The sequence below is a fragment of the Curtobacterium sp. Leaf261 genome (genome assembly GCF_001422205.1).
GTDB lineage: Bacteria > Actinomycetota > Actinomycetes > Actinomycetales > Microbacteriaceae > Curtobacterium.
In genome coordinates, this window is sequence record NZ_LMMJ01000008.1 from 632,833 (window position 1) to 650,397 (window position 17,565).

The window sequence follows — 17,565 nt, forward strand, 5'->3', positions numbered from 1 at the left end:
CGGACGAACAGCAGCGCGAAAGAGGAGTTTCTCCCACCCGCGACCGCGCATCACAGGTTACCGGGTCATCATCGCCCCGCCTGACGGGCTTCCGTCGGGCAGCGCTCCACAGGTCCTCGGACGTGTGGTGTGTGTCCCCGAGTCCGGGACCGTCCCGCAAGGGGCTGTCCTGCCGGGGTCGGGCGCGTACAGCGGGTCGATCCGTGCGTACGAACTCCTTCATCGCCGCCTCCGTCCAGCCGCTCGGCCGGACGAGATACCGCAGACACAAGGAGTTCCGCATCAGCGATCCCCGTACCAACGACCGAATCCGTGTCCCTGAAGTCCGACTCGTCGGACCCGGTGGAGAACAGGTCGGCGTTGTCCCCATCGCCGTGGCCCTGCGCCTCGCGCAAGAAGCCGACCTGGATCTGGTCGAGGTTGCTCCGAACTCGAAGCCGCCCGTGGCCAAGATCATGGACCACGGCAAGTTCAAGTACGAAGCAGCGCAGAAGGCCAAGGAGGCCCGGCGCAACCAGGCGAACACGATCTTGAAAGAGGTCCGTTTCCGCCTGAAGATCGATGCGCACGACTACGAGACCAAGCGCAAGCGCGCCGAGGGCTTCCTCGCCGCGGGCGACAAGGTCAAGGCCATGATCCTGTTCCGTGGGCGTGAGCAGTCGCGTCCCGACCAGGGTGTGCGCCTGCTGCAGCGTTTCGCGGAGGACATCCAGGACTTCGGCATCGTCGAGTCCCGTCCGACGCAGGACGGCCGCAACATGACGATGGTCGTGTCGCCGCTCAAGAACAAGTCCGACGCCAAGGCCGAGGCGAACGCCAAGAAGGCCGCGCAGAAGGAAGAGAAGCGCGCTGAGGCTGCCCCGAGGCAGACTCCGGTCAAGGCCGGCGCCACTCCGGTGGCCGACGCCGCCCCGGTGGTCGACGCCGCTCCGGTGGTCGACGCCGCCCCGGCACCTGCTGCTCCCGCGACGGCTGCTCCGGTCGAGGTCGCCCCGGCGATCGAGGACACGGCGGTCACCGCCCCGGCAACGGAGTCCGCTCCGACCGAGGCAGCCCCGGCACCGGTGTCCGCTCCGACCGAGGCAGCCCCGGCACCGGTGTCCGCTCCGACCGAGGCAGCCCCGGCGAAGGCAGCTGCGGCCAAGGCAGCCCCGGCCAAGGCTGCTCCGGCGAAGGCTGCTCCCGCTGCCGAGTCCGCCTCCGCGGCGGCACCCAAGGCGGCGGCCACGCCCAAGGCGACGCCCGCTCCCAAGGCGCCGGCAGCCACGGCGACGCCGTCTCCCAAGGCACCCGCGGCCAAGGCGACGCCCGCCCCGAAGGCACCGGCAGCCTCGGCGACGCCGACGCCCCGTGCGACTCCGACGCCGCGCGCCACCCCGTCCAAGGCGACCCCTGCCAAGCCGGCTCCCGCCAAGGCGAAGCCCGCCGAGTAGGCACCGCCCCACGAACCCGGGCCGCACGGTCCCGACAACCCAGCACGGAAAGGCACCAACAATGCCCAAGCAGAAGACCCACTCCGGGTCCAAGAAGCGCTTCAAGGTCACCGGTACCGGCAAGCTCATGAAGCAGCAGGCCGGCATGCGCCACAACCTCGAGGTCAAGTCCGCCAAGCGCAAGGCTCGCCTCAACACCGACCAGGTCCTGGCTCCGGCCGACGCCAAGGTCATCAAGAAGCTCCTCGGCCACTGATCAGCCACCGCTGATCACCGCCGACCCGGAACCGAAGGAAGAGAACAATGGCAAGAGTGAAGAGGGCGGTCAACGCCCACAAGAAGCGCAGGGTCATCCTCGAGCGCGCCGAGGGCTACCGCGGTCAGCGTTCGCGCCTCTACCGCAAGGCCAAGGAGCAGGTCACCCACTCCCTCGTCTACGCGTACCGTGACCGCCGCGCCAAGAAGGGCGAGTTCCGTCGCCTCTGGATCCAGCGCATCAACGCCGCCTCCCGTGCGAACGGCCTGACGTACAACCGCCTCATCCAGGGCCTCGCGCTCGCGGGTGTCGAGGTCGACCGCCGCATCCTGGCCGACCTCGCGGTGAACAACCCGGACACGTTCGCGTCGATCGTCGCGACCGCCAAGGCAGCGCTCCCCGCCGACACCTCGGCGCCGAAGGCCGCGTAGTCACGGTTCCTCCGTCGGACCCGATCTCCTCGTGAGGTCGGGTCCTTCGTGCGTCCGGGCGGCTGGTGACGCAGCGGCCTGTCAGACTGGGCCCGTGCCAGAACTCCTCGAGAACCCCCGCTCCGCCCGCGTCAAGGCCGTCGCCGCCCTCGGCAAGAAGGACGTCCGTGCCGAGAGCGGGCTCTTCCTGCTCGAGGGCCCACAGGCGGTGTCCGAGGCACTGCAGTACCGCCCGGGCCTGCTCCAGGAGCTCTTCGTGACACCGACCGCGCTCGAGCGGCACCCCGACATCGGCACGGCCGCGGACGCCGCGGGCCTCGAGCTCGTGTTCGTGACCGAAGCCGTGCTCGACGCCATGGCGGACACCGTGACGCCCCAGGGCGTCGTCGCCGTCTGTGAGCAGTTCCCGACCTCCGTCAAGGACGTGTTCCGTCCGGTGGACGAGCCCGGTTCGGCAGATGGCGGACTGGAGGCGCGGGGCGGCGCCGACCCGTCCCTCCCGTCCGACGGCCGGCCGGCTCTGCCGGGTCTGGTCGTGATCCTGGAACAGGTGCGCGATCCCGGGAACGCGGGCACGATCATCCGGGCCGCGGACTCCGCGGGAGCCGACGCGGTCGTGCTGACGGGGCGGAGTGTCGATCCGTACAACCCGAAGGTGGTCCGCTCGACGACCGGTTCGCTCTTCCACATGCCCGTGTCGGTCGGCGTCGAGCTGCCGAACGCGATCTCGCGCGCCAAGGCGGCCGGCTACACGGTCCTCGCAGCGGACATCTCCGGTGACGACCTGCCCGCGGTCCGGGCCGAGGGACTGCTCGACGGACCGACCGTCTGGGTGTTCGGCAACGAGGCCCGTGGGTTGACCGAGGACGACCTCCGACTCGTCGACCGGGCCGTCAAGGTGCCGATCTACGGGCTCGCGGAGTCGATGAACCTCGCGACCGCGGCGAGTGTGTGCCTGTACGAGAGCGCCTTCGCCCAGCGGACCGCGGCCGGCGCGTAGCCCGTCCTGCACAGGCGGGCCGTCCCTCGACCCCGTCCACAGTCCGCGCGGACGGGGCGCCGGGATCCCACCTGCCGGTAGGGTTGATCACCGTGTCAGAACCACTCGAGATCAGTGAACCGGCCGTCTCCGCCGCAGTGGAGGCGGCACTCGCTGCCGTCCGCGCCACGACGACCGTCGCCGAGCTGAAGCAGGCGAGGGCCGAGCACACCGGCGAGCAGTCGACGCTCGCTCGGATGAACGCCGGCATGCGGACCGTCGCACCCGACCAGAAGGCCACGGCGGGCAAGCTCGTCGGGCAGGCCCGCGGGCGGGTGAACGAGGCGGTCGCCGCACAGGAGTCCGTGCTGGCGGAGGCCGAGGAGTCCGCGCGCATCGACGCCGAACGACTCGACGTCACAGCACTCCCGAGCCGCCGACAGCCGGGCGCTCGTCACCCGCTGTCCCTCCTCCAGGAGACCGTGTCGGACATCTTCGTCGGCATGGGATGGGAGGTCGCAGAGGGCCCCGAGGTCGAGCACGAGTGGTTCAACTTCGACGCCCTGAACTTCGACCAGGACCACCCCGCCCGGGCGATGCAGGACACGGTGTTCGTCGAGCCCGTCGACCGGCACCTCCTGCTCCGCACCCACACGTCGCCCGTGCAGATCCGGTCGCTCCTCGAGCGTGACCTGCCCCTGTACGTCATCGCGCCCGGACGCGTGTACCGCTCGGACGAGCTCGACGCCACGCACACGCCGGTCTTCACGCAGGTCGAGGGCATCGCGATCGACAGGGGGCTCACGATGGCGAACCTCCGGGGCACGCTCGAGCACTTCGCACGGCAGATGTTCGGCGACGACGCCGAGATCCGGCTGCGTCCGAACTACTTCCCGTTCACCGAACCCTCCGCGGAGATGGACGTCTGGCAGCCGAACGCCAAGGGCGGCGCACGGTGGGTCGAGTGGGGCGGATGCGGCATGGTCAACCCGAACGTCCTCCGGTCGGCGGGCATCGACCCCGCCGAGTTCCAGGGGTTCGCGTTCGGCATGGGGATCGAGCGGACACTCCAGTTCCGCAACGAACTCAACGACATGCGCGACATGGTCGAGGGCGACATCCGCTTCTCGCAGCAGTTCGGAACGGTGGTCTGATGCGCGTCCCACTCCGCTGGCTCGGCGAGTCCGTCGACCTCCCCGACGACGCGACGCTCGAGCACGTCCACGCGGCGCTCGTGTCCGTCGGCTTCGAGGAAGAGTCCGTCCACACGTTCGACCTCACCGGGCCGATCGTCGTCGGTCGTGTGCTCTCGCGCGAGCCGGAGCCGCAGAAGAACGGCAAGACGATCAACTGGTGCCAGGTCGACGTCGGCGAGTCCGAGCCGCGCGGCATCGTCTGCGGTGCGCACAACTTCGACGTCGGCGACCTCGTGGTCGTCACGCTGCCCGGTGCGGTGTTGCCCGGCCCGTTCCCGATCGCGGCACGGAAGACCTACGGGCACACCTCCGACGGCATGATCGCCTCGGCGCGTGAACTCGGACTCGGTGACGAGCACGACGGCATCCTCCGGTTCGCCGACCTCGGCATGGAGCCGGAGGTCGGAGCGGACGCCATCGCGCTGCTCGGGCTCGACGACGCCGCGGTCGAGATCAACGTCACGCCGGACCGCGGGTACGCATTCAGCATCCGCGGTGTCGCACGGGAGTACTCGCACGCCACCGGCGCGACCTTCACCGACCCGGCGGGCAGGCCGGCTCCGCGGTCCGGCGAGGGTTTCGCGGTCACGATCCAGGACGACGCGCCCATCCGGGGGAACGTCGGCGCGCACACCTTCGTGACCCGTGTGGTCCGCGGCATCGACGCGACCCGACCGACACCGGCATGGATGATCGCGCGGCTGTCGCTCGTCGGCGTCCGGAGCATCTCCCTCGCGGTCGACATCACGAACTACGTCATGTTCGAGCTGGGGCAGCCCCTGCACGGCTACGACCTCGCACGGGTCGACGGCGGGCTCACCGTCCGCCGCGCGACCGCGGGGGAGACCCTGGTCACGCTCGACGACCGCACGCGCGAACTCGACGCCGAGGATCTCGTGATCGCGGACGCGAGTGGGGCCGTCGGACTCGCCGGTGTCATGGGCGGCGCGCGGACCGAGATCCGCGCAGACACCACGGACGTCCTCATCGAGGCCGCGGGCTTCGACCAGGTGTCGATCGCCCGCACCGCCCGACGGCACAAGCTGCCGAGCGAGGCGTCCCGTCGGTTCGAGCGCGGCGTCGACCCGCTCGTGGCCGAGGCCGCGGCCGCGCGCGCCGTCGAGCTCCTCGTCGACCTCGCCGGTGGCACGGCGGACACCCTCGGGTCGACCGTGGTGGACGACCGACCACGTCCCACGATCGCCCTCGCGGTCGATCGCGCGGCCGAGGTGACGGGTGTCGACTACACCGACACCGAGGTCGTCGACGCGCTCCGGGCGATCGGCGCCGACGTGACGGTAGATGGCCGCCGTCTCGCCGTGGTGCCGCCGACGTGGCGACCCGACCTGGTCGACGACGTCAGCCTGGTCGAGGAGGTCGCTCGCATCGTCGGGTACGGCCGCATCCCGAGCATCCTGCCGGTGGCGCCGCCCGGACGGGGGCTGTCACGGTCCCAGAAGGCCGTCCGCCGCGTCGCCGCAGCCCTCGCCGCCGACGGACTCGTCGAGGTGCTCAGCGCGCCGTTCGTCGCCGCTTCGACGCAGGCCGCGTTCCCCGGCATCGACCCGGAGGGCGGCCGGAGCGTCACCCTCGCGAACCCCCTCGACGCCGACCTGGACCTCCTTCGTCGGAGCGGACTGCCGGCACTCGTGGACATCGCGCGCCGGAACATCGCCCGCGGTCTGGTCGACGTCGCCGTGTACGAGATCGCCCGGGTGTTCCTGCCGACGGCGGACGGGGTGCTCGGCACCGACGACATCGACCTCGGTGGTGCCCGCCCGTCGGCCGAGGTGCTCGCCGCGATGGACGCTGCGCTCCCGGCGCAGCCGAACCACGTGTCGGCGCTCCTCACCGGTGCGCGCGTCGTCAAGCAGCCCGGCACGACCGCCGAACCGTTCGGGGTCGCGGATGCGCTCGACGTCGCGCGCCTCGTCGCGTGGACCGTCGGCGTCGAACTCACGGTCGCGCAGGCCTCGCACCCGTCACTCCACCCCGGACGCGCGGCTGAACTCGCGGTCGTGGCGGCCGACGGTTCGCGGACGGTCGTCGGGGTCGCGGGTGAGCTGCTGCCTGCGCTGACCGAGGAGGCCGACCTCCCGCGCGTCGTCGCAGCGCTCGAGATCGACCTCGACGCGCTCATCGCGGCTGCCCCCGACGCGGTGGTGCCGGAGCCGATCGTGGCGTACCCGGCGGCGACGCAGGACCTGTCACTCGTGGTCGACGCGGACGTCCCGGCGGGCGATGTGCTCGACGCCGTGCGGAGTGGTGCGGGTTCGCTCTTGGAGTATGCTCGAATCGTGGACGACTATCGGGGCGCCGGCATGGACGAGGGACAGAAGTCCCTGACGTTCGCGCTGCGTTTCCGCGCCACGGACCGCACCCTGACCGCTGCCGAGGCCACCGAGGCCCGCGACGGCGCTGTCCGACGTGCCGGCGAGCGATTCGGGGCGACCCTGCGCGACTGATCTCGGATCAGTTCCGCCCGGGGCCGCCGCCACCGACTCCCTCGACCGAAGTCCGAATCCAAGGTGGAACCGAATGTCCGTATCCGTCGCCGTGGCGGGAGCCAGCGGCTACGCGGGCGGTGAGTTGCTGCGCATCCTCTCCGCCCACCCCGAGTTCGACGTCCGGACCGTGACCGCGTTCTCGAACGCGGGCCAGCCGCTGATCACGACCCAGCCGCACCTCCGCTCGCTCGCGCACCTGACACTCGTCGAGACGACCGCGGCGAACCTCCGTGGCCACGACGTCGTGTTCCTGGCGCTGCCGCACGGGCAGTCGGGGGCGATCACCGAACAGCTCGACGCCGACACCCTGGTCGTGGACTGCGGCGCCGACCACCGGCTCGTGGACCAGGCCGACTGGACAGCGTTCTACGGCGGTGAGTACTTCGGGGCGTGGACCTACGGGCTCCCCGAGCTGGTGCTCCCCGGCGGCCGGAAGCAGCGTGACGAGCTGGTCGGGACGACGCGGATCGCGGTGCCCGGCTGCAACGTCACCGCCATGACGCTCGGCATCGCACCCGGTGTCGCAGCGGGCGTCGTGTCCGCGGACGACCTCGTCGCGGTGCTCGCCGTGGGGCCGTCCGGGGCCGGCAAGAAGCTCGCGAACACGTACCTGGCGTCGGAGATCATGGGGTCGGCCTCGGCCTACGCGGTCGGTGGCACGCACCGGCACGTCCCCGAGGTCCGTCAGAACCTCGTGGCGGCCGGAGCCACCGACGTCCGGTTGTCCTTCACGCCGGTGCTCGTGCCGATGTCGCGGGGGATCCTCGCGACGACCACCGCCAGGCTCCTCCCGGGGGTGTCCGCGACCGACGTCCGGGCCGCCTGGGAGCGCGCGTACGCGGACGAGCCGTTCGTGCACCTGCTGCCGGAGGGCGAGTTCCCCCGGGTGGCGGACACGATCGGGGCGAACACCGCACTCGTCGGGATCGCCGTCGACGAGGCCGCGGGCCGCGTCGTCGCGATCTCGGCACTCGACAACCTCGCCAAGGGGACCGCGGGGGCGGCCGTGCAGTCGACGAACCTGGCACTCGGCCTCCCCGAGACCCTCGGACTCAGCATGGACGGAGTGGCACCATGACCGACGCAGGTGGACAGGACCAGGCCGCACCGGGCCTCCAGACCGGATCGACAGCGCCGTCCGACACGACGGGCGGTGCCGACGCACCGGACACGAGCGGGACACTCCTCGGCGTGACCGCGGCACGCGGGTTCCGCGCCGCCGGCGTCACCGCAGGGCTCAAGGCGAGTGGCAAGCCGGACGTCGCCCTCGTCGTGAACGACGGCCCCTCCGACGCGGTCGCCGCCGTGTTCACGAGCAACCGGGCGAAGGCCCACCCCGTCATCTGGTCGCAGCAGGCCGTCGCGGACGGGAGCGCCCGGGCGGTGATCCTCAACTCGGGCGGTGCGAACTGCTTCACCGGCTCGTTCGGCTTCCAGACCACGCACCAGACGGCGGAGGCGGTGGCCGCGGCACTCGATGTCGGCGCCGGCGACGTCGTGGTGTGCTCGACGGGCCTCATCGGCGTCGGGGACCAGACGTTCCGTGACGGCGTCCTCCGTGGAGTCGACATGGCGAGCGCCGTCCTCAGCGCCGACGGCGGCCCCGCTGCCGCCGATGCGATCACCACGACGGACACCCACGCCAAGCAGAGCGTCGTCACCGAGACCGACGACACCGGGACCTGGACCGTCGGCGGGATGGCCAAGGGGGCCGGCATGCTCGCGCCCGGTCTCGCCACGATGCTCGTCGTCATCACGACCGACGTCGCGCTCGCATCGGCGGACCTCGACGACGCCCTCCGCGCGGCGACGCGGGTCACGTTCGACCGTGTCGACTCCGACGGCTGCATGTCGACGAACGACACCGTGGTGCTCATGGCGTCCGGCGCATCCGGGGCGACTCCGGAGGTCGGCGACTTCCAGGAGGCCCTGACCGCGGTGTGCGCCGACCTCGCGAAACAGCTCCAGCAGGACGCCGAGGGCGCCAGCCACGACATCGCGATCGAGGTCGTCGGCGCCGTGAGCGAGGACGACGCCGTGACGGTCGGTCGGAGCGTGGCGCGGAACAACCTGTTCAAGGCCGCCGTGTTCGGCAACGACCCGAACTGGGGCAGGGTGCTCGCGGCGATCGGGACCACCGACGCCGAGTTCGATCCCTACGACGTCGACGTCGCGATGAACGGCGTGCGGGTGTGCCACGCGGGTGCTCCCGACCAGCCGATCGACCTCGTGGACCTGACCCCGCGCGAGACGCACGTGCGCATCGACCTGCGGGTCGGTGTGCACTCCGCGACGATCCTGACGAACGACCTGACGCACGACTACGTGCACGAGAACAGCGCGTACTCGAGCTGATGGGCGAGCACACGGGAACGGAAGGCCTCCTCAGCGAGGACCAGGAGCTCGCGGCGGTCAAGGCCGCGACCCTCATCGAGTCACTGCCGTGGCTGAAGCGGCACGCAGGCAAGGTCGTCGTCGTCAAGTTCGGCGGCAACGCGATGGTGAACGACGACCTCAAGCGCGCCTTCGCCGAGGACATGGTCTATCTCCGCTACGCCGGTCTGCACCCGGTCGTGGTGCACGGCGGCGGGCCGCAGATCTCGGCGGCGCTCAAGGAGCAGGGGATCGACTCCGAGTTCCGCGGCGGGTACCGCGTGACGACGACCGAGGCGATCTCGGTGGTCAGGGACGTCCTGGCCGGCGAGGTGAACCGCGAGATCGTCGACCTGATCAACGAGCACGGTGCCGGGCTCGGCGTCGGCGTGTTCGGCGACGGCGGGTCGATGTTCGCCGGGCAGAAGCGCGGCGTCGTCATCGACGGCGAGGAGTTCGACCTCGGGCACGTCGGCGACATCACCGAGGTCGACCCGACCGGCGTCCTCGCAGCGATCGAGGCGAACCGGATCCCGGTCGTGTCGAGCATCGCGATCGACGAGGCCGAGCCCGATCAGGCGCTCAACGTCAACGCGGACGCGGCTGCTGCGGCGCTCGCGATCGCGCTCCGAGCCTCGAAGCTCCTCATGCTCACCGACGTCCCCGGCCTCTACCGGAACTGGCCGGACCGCGACTCGATCATCGACCTGATCGCGGTCGAGGAACTGCGCGAACTGCTCCCGACGCTCGAGTCGGGCATGATCCCCAAGATGACGGCCTGCCTCGACGCGGTCGTCGGCGGCGTCGGGGGAGCGACGATCATCGACGGCCGTATCCCGCACTCCATCCTGCTCGAGGTGTTCACGCTCCGCGGAGCGGGCACCGAGGTCATCCCCGATCCCCGACGACGAACCGAGAACCAGCACGCGCAGGCGGAGGTGGGCCGACGAGCCGACGCCGCACGACGTGCCGGTACCGAGGGAACCACGACGACGACGACGACGAACGAACGGACGACACGATGAGCACGAGCACGACGACCGCCTGGAACGACCGGTTCGGCGCATCGCTCATGCGATCCCTCACGCCACCGAAGATCATGCTCGAGCGCGGCGAGGGCTGTCGCGTCTGGGACGTCGACGGCAAGGGCTACCTCGACTTCCTGGCGGGCATCGCGGTGAACTCGCTCGGACACGCGCACCCGGCCGTGATCGAGGCCGTCACCGACCAGGTCGCGAAGCTCATGCACGTCTCGAACTACTTCGCCACCCCGCCGCAGCTCGAACTGGCGGAGCGCCTCAAGCGCATCACCGGGGCCGGTGACGCTGGTCGGGTGTACTTCGGCAACTCCGGCGCCGAGGCGAACGAGGCCGCGTTCAAGCTCGCCAGGCTCAACCGGGGCGACGGCACGAAGACCCGGATCCTCGCCCTGAAGAACTCCTTCCACGGTCGGACCATGGGGTCGCTCGCGCTGACCGGCAAGCCCGCGCTGCAAGAGGACTTCCTGCCGATGCTCGGCGGCGTCGAGCACATCGACTCCACCATCGACGCACTCGAGGCGGCCATCGGCGACGACGTCGCCGCGCTGGTCCTCGAGCCGATCAAGGGCGAAGCCGGCGTCGTCGACCTGCCCGCCGGGTACCTCCGGGCAGCCCGGGAGATCACCGAGCGTCACGGCACCCTGCTGATCCTCGACGAGATCCAGACCGGAGTCGGCCGGACCGGGTCCTGGTTCGCCTTCCAGAACCACGGCATCACCCCGGACGCGATCACCGTCGCGAAGGGCATCGCCGGTGGCTTCCCGATCGGCGCGCTCGTGACCTTCGGCTGGGCGTCCGACCTGTTCTCCGCGGGCCAGCACGGCTCGACCTTCGGGGGGAACCCCCTCGCGACCCGGGTCGCGAACGCGGTGCTCGCCGAGATCGAGTCCGCCGGGCTCGTCGAGGCCGCCGCCGCCAAGGGGGAGCGCATCCGCGACGGCATCGTGGCGATCGGCAGCCCGCTGGTGGAGGAGGTCCGGGGTGAGGGACTCCTCATCGGCGTCGGGCTCGCCGCCCCCGTCGGACCGGCGATCAACGTCGCCGCCCTCGAGCTGGGACTCATCGTCAACGCCCCGAACGAGTCGTCGCTCCGGATCGCACCCCCGCTCATCGTGACCGACGCTGAGATCGACGAGTTCCTCGGGATCCTGGCCGAGGCCATGCAGAAGGTGCACGCCACGACGAACGGAGCGAGCGCATGACCCGCCACTTCCTCCGCGACGACGACCTGAGCCAGGCCGAACAGTCCGCGATCCTCGACCTCGCGGCCGCCATGAAGCAGGACCGGTGGGCGGACAAGCCACTCGCGGGCCCGCAGTCCGTCGCCGTCATCTTCGACAAGTCGTCGACCCGGACCCGCGTCTCGTTCCACGTCGGCATCTCCGACCTCGGTGGCAGCCCGCTCATCATCGCGACGGCCGCGAGCCAGCTCGGCGGCAAGGAGACCCCCTCGGACACCGCGCGGGTCCTCGAGCGCATGGTGTCGGCGATCGTCTGGCGCACGTACGGCCAGGCCGGGCTCGAGGAGATGGCCGCGGGGACAACCGTCCCGGTGGTGAACGCCCTGAGCGACGACTTCCACCCATGCCAACTCCTCGCCGACCTCCTGACGATCCGTGAACACCGCGGTGCCCTCGCCGGGCAGACGGTCGCGTTCGTCGGGGACGGCGCGAGCAACATGGCGCAGTCGTACCTCCTCGCGGGTGCGACGGCGGGCATGCACGTCCGTGTCGCATCCCCGGCGGAGTTCGGACCGTCGGCCGCCGTGGTCGCCGACGCCGAGCGTGTCGCGGCCACGACGGGCGGTTCCGTGCTGGTCGTCGCCGATCCCGTGGCGGCCGTGACCGGCGCGGACGTCGTGGTCACCGACACCTGGGTGTCGATGGGCAAGGAGGACGAGAAGGCGCACCGCGTCAGCACCTTCCGCGACTACCGGGTGGACGACGAGCTCCTCGCGCATGCCGCAGCGGACGCGGTGTTCATGCACTGCCTGCCTGCCGACCGCGGGTACGAGGTGACCGCCGAGGTCATCGACGGTCCGCGGAGCATCATCTGGGACGAGGCGGAGAACCGTCTGCACGCGCAGAAGGCGCTCCTCGCATGGCTCCTCGCCGCGAACACCGCGAACGCCGCGAACCACTAGACCACCACGAACCCCCACCACACCCAAGGAGAACCCATGGCAGATCGCGTCGTACTCGCGTACTCCGGAGGCCTCGACACCTCCGTCGGCATCGGCTGGCTCAAGGACGCCACCGGCAAGGAGGTCGTCGCGCTCGCGGTCGACGTCGGCCAGGGCGGTGAGGACATGGACGCGATCCGTCAGCGCGCCCTGGACTGCGGCGCCGTCGAGTCGGTCGTCATCGACGCCAAGGACGAGTTCGCCGACGACTACCTCGTCCCCGCGCTCAAGGCGAACGCGATGTACCAGAAGCGGTACCCGCTGGTCTCCGCGCTGAGCCGTCCGCTCATCGCGAAGCACCTCGCCCTGACCGCCAAGCAGCTCGGTGCCGACAGTGTCGCGCACGGCTGCACCGGCAAGGGCAACGACCAGGTCCGGTTCGAGGCCGCCGTCGCCGCGATCGCCCCCGACCTGACGAGCGTCGCCCCGGTCCGTGACCTCGCGCTCACCCGCGACAAGGCCATCGTGTACGCGCAGGAGCACGACCTGCCGATCCTCCAGAGCAAGAAGTCGCCGTACTCGATCGACCAGAACGTCTGGGGCCGCGCGGTGGAGACCGGGTTCCTCGAGGACCCGTGGAACGCCCCGATCGAGGACCTCTACGCGTACACGCAGGACCCGTCGGTGGCGCAGGACGCCGACGAGGTCACGATCACCTTCGAGCAGGGTGTCCCGGTCGCGATCGACGGGCAGCGCTTCAGCGTCCTCCGCATCGTGCAGGAGCTGAACGCCCTCGCAGGCAAGCACGGCGTCGGTCGGATCGACGTGGTCGAGGACCGACTCGTCGGCATCAAGAGCCGCGAGGTCTACGAGGCACCCGCGGCGGTCGCGCTCATCGAGGCGCACGAGGCCCTCGAGAGCCTGACCCTCGAGCGCGACGTCAACCGGTACAAGCGCGGCGTGGAGTCCGAGTGGGCGAACCTGGTCTACGACGGCCTCTGGTTCGGTGGCCTCAAGCGGAGCCTCGACGCCTTCATCGACGACACCCAGCAGTACGTCTCCGGCGACATCCGCCTGTCGCTGCAGGGTGGCCGTGCCGTCGTCACCGGTCAGCGGAGCGAGCAGAGCCTCTACGACTTCGACCTCGCGACGTACGACACGGGCGACACGTTCGACCAGTCGCTGTCCAAGGGGTTCATCGAGATCTGGTCGCTCCCGAGCAAGATCTCCGCACGCCGCGACCTGGCGAACTGAGGACCGACGTGGCTGAGCACGGCACGAACACCGGCGCCCTGTGGGGCGCTCGCTTCGCCGACGGTCCGTCGGCGGAGCTCGCCGCACTCAGCCGGTCGACGCAGTTCGACTGGCAGCTCGCGCCGTACGACCTGGCGGGGTCGCGGGCGCACGCCCGCGGCCTCGCTGCGGCCGGCTACCTGACCGGTGACGAACTGGAGGCGATGCTCGCGGGTCTCGACCGCCTCCAGTCCGCCTTCGACGACGGGACGCTGCTCCCGTCCGAGTCCGACGAGGACGTGCACGGTGCGCTCGAGGGGCTGCTCATCGCCGACCTCGGCCCGGAACTCGGGGGCAAGCTCCGGGCGGGTCGGAGCCGGAACGACCAGATCGCGACGCTCGTCCGGCTGTACCTGCTCGACCACGCGCGGACGATCGGGCGGCAGCTCGTCGACCTGATCGACGTCATCAGCGCGCAGGCGAGCGCGCACGAGGGCGCGATCATGCCCGGTCGTACGCACCTGCAGCACGCGCAGCCGGTCCTCCTCGCACACCACCTGCTCGCCCACGCCTGGCCGCTCGTCCGCGACCTGGAGCGCTTCCGCGACTGGTCGCACCGGGCGAGTGCGAGTCCGTACGGCGCGGGTGCGCTCGCCGGGAGCTCACTCGGGCTCGACCCGGCGCTCGTCGCGAGCCAGCTCGGCCTCGACCGCCCGACGGAGAACTCGATCGACGCGACCGCCGCGCGGGACGTCGTCGCGGAGTTCGCCTACGTCACGGCGCAGATCGGCATCGACCTCTCGCGGTTCGCCGAGGAGGTCATCGCCTGGAACACGAAGGAGTTCGGCTTCGTCCGGTTGCACGACGCGTTCTCCACCGGGTCGAGCATCATGCCGCAGAAGAAGAACCCGGACATCGCCGAGCTCGCCCGCGGCAAGAGCGGTCGGCTCATCGGGAACCTCACCGGGCTCCTGGCGACGCTGAAGGGCCTGCCCCTGGCCTACAACCGGGACCTCCAGGAGGACAAGGAGCCGGTGTTCGACTCCGTCACCCAGCTGGAGGTGCTGCTGCCCGCCTTCACCGGCATGATCGCGACGCTGACGTTCGACACGGACCGGATGGCCGAGCTCGCGCCACAGGGATTCTCGCTCGCGACCGACGTCGCCGAGTGGCTCGTGCGGCAGGGGGTCGCGTTCCGGGACGCCCACGAGATCTCCGGTGCGCTCGTGCAGTTCTGCGAGTCGCGGGGGATCGAGCTCGACGAGCCGTCCGACGACGACTACCGGAGCGTGTCCGAGCACCTGACCCCGGCAGTCCGCACGGTCCTGACGATCGAGGGGAGCGTCGGGAGCCGGTCCGGCGTCGGGGGCACCGCCCCGGAGCGGGTGGCGGAACAGCTGCAGTCCCTCACCGCCCAGGTCCGCGCCCTGACCGAGGTCGCGCCGCTCGCGCGATGACGACCGGACTGCTCGAGCTGCCGGCACTCGCCGTCGCGCCGGCGCTCCTCGGCGCGACGATCACGGGTCGCGGCGTGACCGTGCGCATCACCGAGGTCGAGGCCTACATGGGCGAGATCGATCCGGGGTCGCACGCATTCCGGGGTCTCCGTCCGCGCAACCGGCACCTGTTCGGCCCGCCGGCGACGCTGTACGCCTACCGTTCGTACGGCATCCACACGTGTCTGAACATCGTCAGCGGTCCGGAGGGGGTGGCCTCAGGATCACTGCTCCGCGCCGGCGAGGTCGTCCACGGCCTGTCCGTCGCCCGCGACCGGCGCGGCCCGAAGGTCACCGACGAGGGTCTCGCCCGTGGACCGGGCAACCTCGGTCAGGCGCTCGGCGCGCAGTTGGACGACGACGGTTCCAGCGCCGCCGACGATGCCGGCCCGTACACGATCCGGCTGTCGCCGGTCGACGGTCTGGAGGATCGGCTCGCCGTCCTGACGGACCGTTCCGTCCGCGATGCGGTCGCGACCACCGACGGTCTGGAGGCGCTGCTCGCCGCCGCCCCGGGCCTCCCGTCCGGCATCCGCACCGGTCCGCGGACCGGGATCCGCGGTGTCGCCGGTGGCGCCGCGTTCCCGTGGCGGTTCTGGCTCGCGGGGGACCCGACGGTGTCGACCTACCGACGGCACCCGCAGGCGCTCGACGGACCTCCCGACCGGCCGGTCGCTGCCCGGTAGCATGGGCGGGTGCCCAGTGATACCGCGCTCGACGTCCTGACGCGCCAGCAGAACGATCCGTCCTTCGCCTCCATCTGGGACGAGTTCGCCTGGCGTGGTCTCGTGCATGTCTCCACCGACGAGACCGCACTCAAGGAGGCCCTCGACGGCGAGCCGATCACCTACTACTGCGGTTTCGACCCGACGGCACCGAGCCTGCACTGCGGGAACCTCTACCAGCTGCTGCTCATGCGTCGGCTGCAGCTCGCCGGACACAAGCCGCTGGGGCTCGTCGGTGGTTCCACGGGGCTCATCGGTGACCCCCGTCCGACCGCGGAACGCACCCTGAACGACCGGGCGACCGTCGAGGACTGGGTCGAGCGGCTCCGTGCCCAGGTGTCGCGGTTCCTGACCGCTACGGAGACCGAGCCCGGGGCGGACAACGCCCTAAGGATGGTGAACAACCTCGACTGGACGTCACCGATGTCCGCGATCGACTTCCTGCGCGACATCGGCAAGTTCTTCCGTGTCAACACGATGATCAGGAAGGACGCCGTCTCGGCACGTCTGAACTCGGACGCGGGCATCAGCTACACCGAGTTCAGCTACCAGATCCTGCAGGGGCTCGACTACCGCGAGCTCTTCCTGCGGTACGGCTGCACCCTGCAGACCGGTGGCAGCGACCAGTGGGGCAACCTGACGAGCGGGACGGAGCTGATCCGTCGTGCCGAGGGTGCGACGGTCCACGCGCTCGGGACACCGCTCATCACGAACACGGACGGCACCAAGTTCGGCAAGAGCGAGGGCAACGCGATCTGGCTCGACCCGGAGATGACGAGCCCGTACGCGTTCTACCAGTTCTGGCTCAACACGGCCGACGGGGACGTGATCGAGCGGATCAAGGCGTTCACGTTCCTGCCGCGGACCGAGATCGAGCGGCTCGAGCGTGCCGTCGCCGACGAACCGTTCCGGCGCGAGGCCCAGCGGGCACTCGCGTTCGCGGTGACCTCGCTCGTGCACGGGGAGCCCGCGACCCGATCGACGATCGACGCGGCGGCGGCCCTGTTCGGCAACGGTGACCTCGCCGCCCTCGACGCGGCCACACTCCGGGCCGCGGTCGCCGAGCTGCCGTCCGCCACGGTCGGCCCTGACGTGGATGTCGCGCAGGCGCTCGTGGAGACCGGACTCGTGACCTCGCTCGGTGCAGCCCGTCGGGCGATCGACGAGGGTGGCGTCTCGGTGAACAACCAGCGAGTGTCCGATGCATCGGCGCTCCTGTCGGCGTCGGTGCTCGACGGCGGGACGTCCGGCGGGGGAGTGGTCGTGCTCCGCCGCGGCAAGAAGACCCTCGCCGGAGTGACCGTCACGGCCTGAGCGCGGGTCCTCCGCGTGAGCCCGTGCTCGCCACCCGGCCGCGACACGCCCGGGACGTGGCTGCGATTCGTGCCGCCCCGGAGGCCCACGTATAGTTCTTACTCGTCACCCCAAAGGTGCGGCGGAGCGGCTGAGATGCGAATCTCGGAGCACGTCGGCCTCAAGCGGGGGCCATCCTCCACCGAAGTCCAGATCGGGTCTTGTACTCGTCGGCTTCGACGCCTAGGATGTAAAGTCCACCGATCCTCTCCTCCGGGATGAGCCGGTGACCTGCTTCGGCAGGGCACGGTGCCAGCTTCGTCTGGCTCATCGGTGGCACGGAAACCTAGCCTCGTGGCTGACACCGTCAGGTGGATGCATGAGCGCGTCTGGTCCTTGAGAACTCAACAGCGTGCACATTGTCAATGCCAATTTATTGACCTCGTGCGATGATCCTGATCTTTTCGGTTGGGGGAGTCGT

At 70.6% G+C, this 17,565-nt stretch carries 15 protein-coding genes; all 15 read left to right on the forward strand.

What is annotated here, in order from left to right; all coding sequences use genetic code 11:
- Window positions 1–203 precede the first annotated feature (203 nt).
- The 15 genes from infC (at window position 204) to tyrS (ending at window position 17,105) form a co-directional block, all read left to right on the forward strand.
- Window positions 204–1,433, forward strand: coding sequence for a translation initiation factor IF-3 (gene infC / locus ASF23_RS11105; protein ID WP_235510866.1), 1,230 nt, complete (start codon window positions 204–206; stop codon window positions 1,431–1,433).
- A 61-nt stretch (window positions 1,434–1,494) separates the two neighbouring features.
- Window positions 1,495–1,689 (forward strand): 50S ribosomal protein L35, encoded by a 195-nt coding sequence (rpmI, locus tag ASF23_RS11110; protein ID WP_055953015.1) that lies wholly within the window; start codon window positions 1,495–1,497, stop codon window positions 1,687–1,689.
- 47 nt (window positions 1,690–1,736) lie between these two features.
- The gene (gene rplT, locus ASF23_RS11115; RefSeq protein ID WP_055953018.1) at window positions 1,737–2,120 is read left to right on the forward strand and encodes a 50S ribosomal protein L20; all 384 of its coding nucleotides are present in this window, start codon (window positions 1,737–1,739) and stop codon (window positions 2,118–2,120) included.
- A 94-nt stretch (window positions 2,121–2,214) separates the two neighbouring features.
- Complete coding sequence (locus ASF23_RS11120; protein WP_055953021.1) at window positions 2,215–3,120, forward strand: TrmH family RNA methyltransferase; 906 nt, start codon at window positions 2,215–2,217, stop codon at window positions 3,118–3,120.
- Window positions 3,121–3,212: 92 nt separating this feature from the next.
- Window positions 3,213–4,253, forward strand: a complete 1,041-nt coding sequence (gene pheS, locus ASF23_RS11125; RefSeq protein ID WP_055953339.1) for a phenylalanine--tRNA ligase subunit alpha — start codon at window positions 3,213–3,215, stop codon at window positions 4,251–4,253.
- Window positions 4,253–6,760, forward strand: a complete 2,508-nt coding sequence (gene pheT / locus ASF23_RS11130) for a phenylalanine--tRNA ligase subunit beta (RefSeq protein ID WP_055953024.1) — start codon at window positions 4,253–4,255, stop codon at window positions 6,758–6,760. The genes pheS and pheT overlap by 1 nt, the downstream gene beginning before the upstream one ends.
- A 73-nt stretch (window positions 6,761–6,833) precedes the next feature.
- On the forward strand, window positions 6,834–7,880 hold the full coding sequence (argC, locus tag ASF23_RS11135; RefSeq protein ID WP_055953026.1) for an N-acetyl-gamma-glutamyl-phosphate reductase: 1,047 nt from the start codon (window positions 6,834–6,836) through the stop codon (window positions 7,878–7,880).
- A complete protein-coding gene (argJ, locus tag ASF23_RS11140) occupies window positions 7,877–9,157 on the forward strand; it encodes a bifunctional glutamate N-acetyltransferase/amino-acid acetyltransferase ArgJ (protein WP_082474038.1) in 1,281 nt (426 codons plus the stop codon). The genes argC and argJ overlap by 4 nt, the downstream gene beginning before the upstream one ends.
- Window positions 9,157–10,200 (forward strand): acetylglutamate kinase, encoded by a 1,044-nt coding sequence (argB, locus tag ASF23_RS11145; protein ID WP_082474039.1) that lies wholly within the window; start codon window positions 9,157–9,159, stop codon window positions 10,198–10,200. The genes argJ and argB overlap by 1 nt, the downstream gene beginning before the upstream one ends.
- The gene (locus tag ASF23_RS11150; protein ID WP_055953029.1) at window positions 10,197–11,417 is read left to right on the forward strand and encodes an acetylornithine transaminase; all 1,221 of its coding nucleotides are present in this window, start codon (window positions 10,197–10,199) and stop codon (window positions 11,415–11,417) included. Before argB ends, ASF23_RS11150 begins: the two co-directional genes overlap by 4 nt.
- A complete protein-coding gene (argF, locus tag ASF23_RS11155) occupies window positions 11,414–12,358 on the forward strand; it encodes an ornithine carbamoyltransferase (RefSeq protein ID WP_055953032.1) in 945 nt (314 codons plus the stop codon). Before ASF23_RS11150 ends, argF begins: the two co-directional genes overlap by 4 nt.
- Before the next feature lie 36 nt (window positions 12,359–12,394).
- Window positions 12,395–13,591, forward strand: a complete 1,197-nt coding sequence (locus ASF23_RS11160) for an argininosuccinate synthase (RefSeq protein ID WP_055953035.1) — start codon at window positions 12,395–12,397, stop codon at window positions 13,589–13,591.
- Window positions 13,592–13,599: 8 nt separating this feature from the next.
- Window positions 13,600–15,027 (forward strand): argininosuccinate lyase, encoded by a 1,428-nt coding sequence (argH, locus tag ASF23_RS11165; RefSeq protein ID WP_055953037.1) that lies wholly within the window; start codon window positions 13,600–13,602, stop codon window positions 15,025–15,027.
- Window positions 15,024–15,752, forward strand: a complete 729-nt coding sequence (locus ASF23_RS11170) for a DNA-3-methyladenine glycosylase (RefSeq protein WP_055953040.1) — start codon at window positions 15,024–15,026, stop codon at window positions 15,750–15,752. The genes argH and ASF23_RS11170 overlap by 4 nt, the downstream gene beginning before the upstream one ends.
- A 9-nt stretch (window positions 15,753–15,761) precedes the next feature.
- The gene (gene tyrS / locus ASF23_RS11175; RefSeq protein WP_055953043.1) at window positions 15,762–17,105 is read left to right on the forward strand and encodes a tyrosine--tRNA ligase; all 1,344 of its coding nucleotides are present in this window, start codon (window positions 15,762–15,764) and stop codon (window positions 17,103–17,105) included.
- Window positions 17,106–17,565: the final 460 nt, after the last annotated feature.

Coding starts and splice junctions, on each gene's coding strand:
- rplT (WP_055953018.1), top strand. CDS start 1,737: ATGGCAAGAGTGAAGAGGGCGGTCAACGCCCACAAGAAGCGCAGGGTC.
- ASF23_RS11170 (WP_055953040.1), top strand. CDS start 15,024: ATGACGACCGGACTGCTCGAGCTGCCGGCACTCGCCGTCGCGCCGGCG.
- argC (WP_055953026.1), top strand. CDS start 6,834: ATGTCCGTATCCGTCGCCGTGGCGGGAGCCAGCGGCTACGCGGGCGGT.
- ASF23_RS11160 (WP_055953035.1), top strand. CDS start 12,395: ATGGCAGATCGCGTCGTACTCGCGTACTCCGGAGGCCTCGACACCTCC.
- rpmI (WP_055953015.1), top strand. CDS start 1,495: ATGCCCAAGCAGAAGACCCACTCCGGGTCCAAGAAGCGCTTCAAGGTC.
- pheT (WP_055953024.1), top strand. CDS start 4,253: ATGCGCGTCCCACTCCGCTGGCTCGGCGAGTCCGTCGACCTCCCCGAC.
- ASF23_RS11150 (WP_055953029.1), top strand. CDS start 10,197: ATGAGCACGAGCACGACGACCGCCTGGAACGACCGGTTCGGCGCATCG.
- argF (WP_055953032.1), top strand. CDS start 11,414: ATGACCCGCCACTTCCTCCGCGACGACGACCTGAGCCAGGCCGAACAG.
- argB (WP_082474039.1), top strand. CDS start 9,157: ATGGGCGAGCACACGGGAACGGAAGGCCTCCTCAGCGAGGACCAGGAG.
- argJ (WP_082474038.1), top strand. CDS start 7,877: ATGACCGACGCAGGTGGACAGGACCAGGCCGCACCGGGCCTCCAGACC.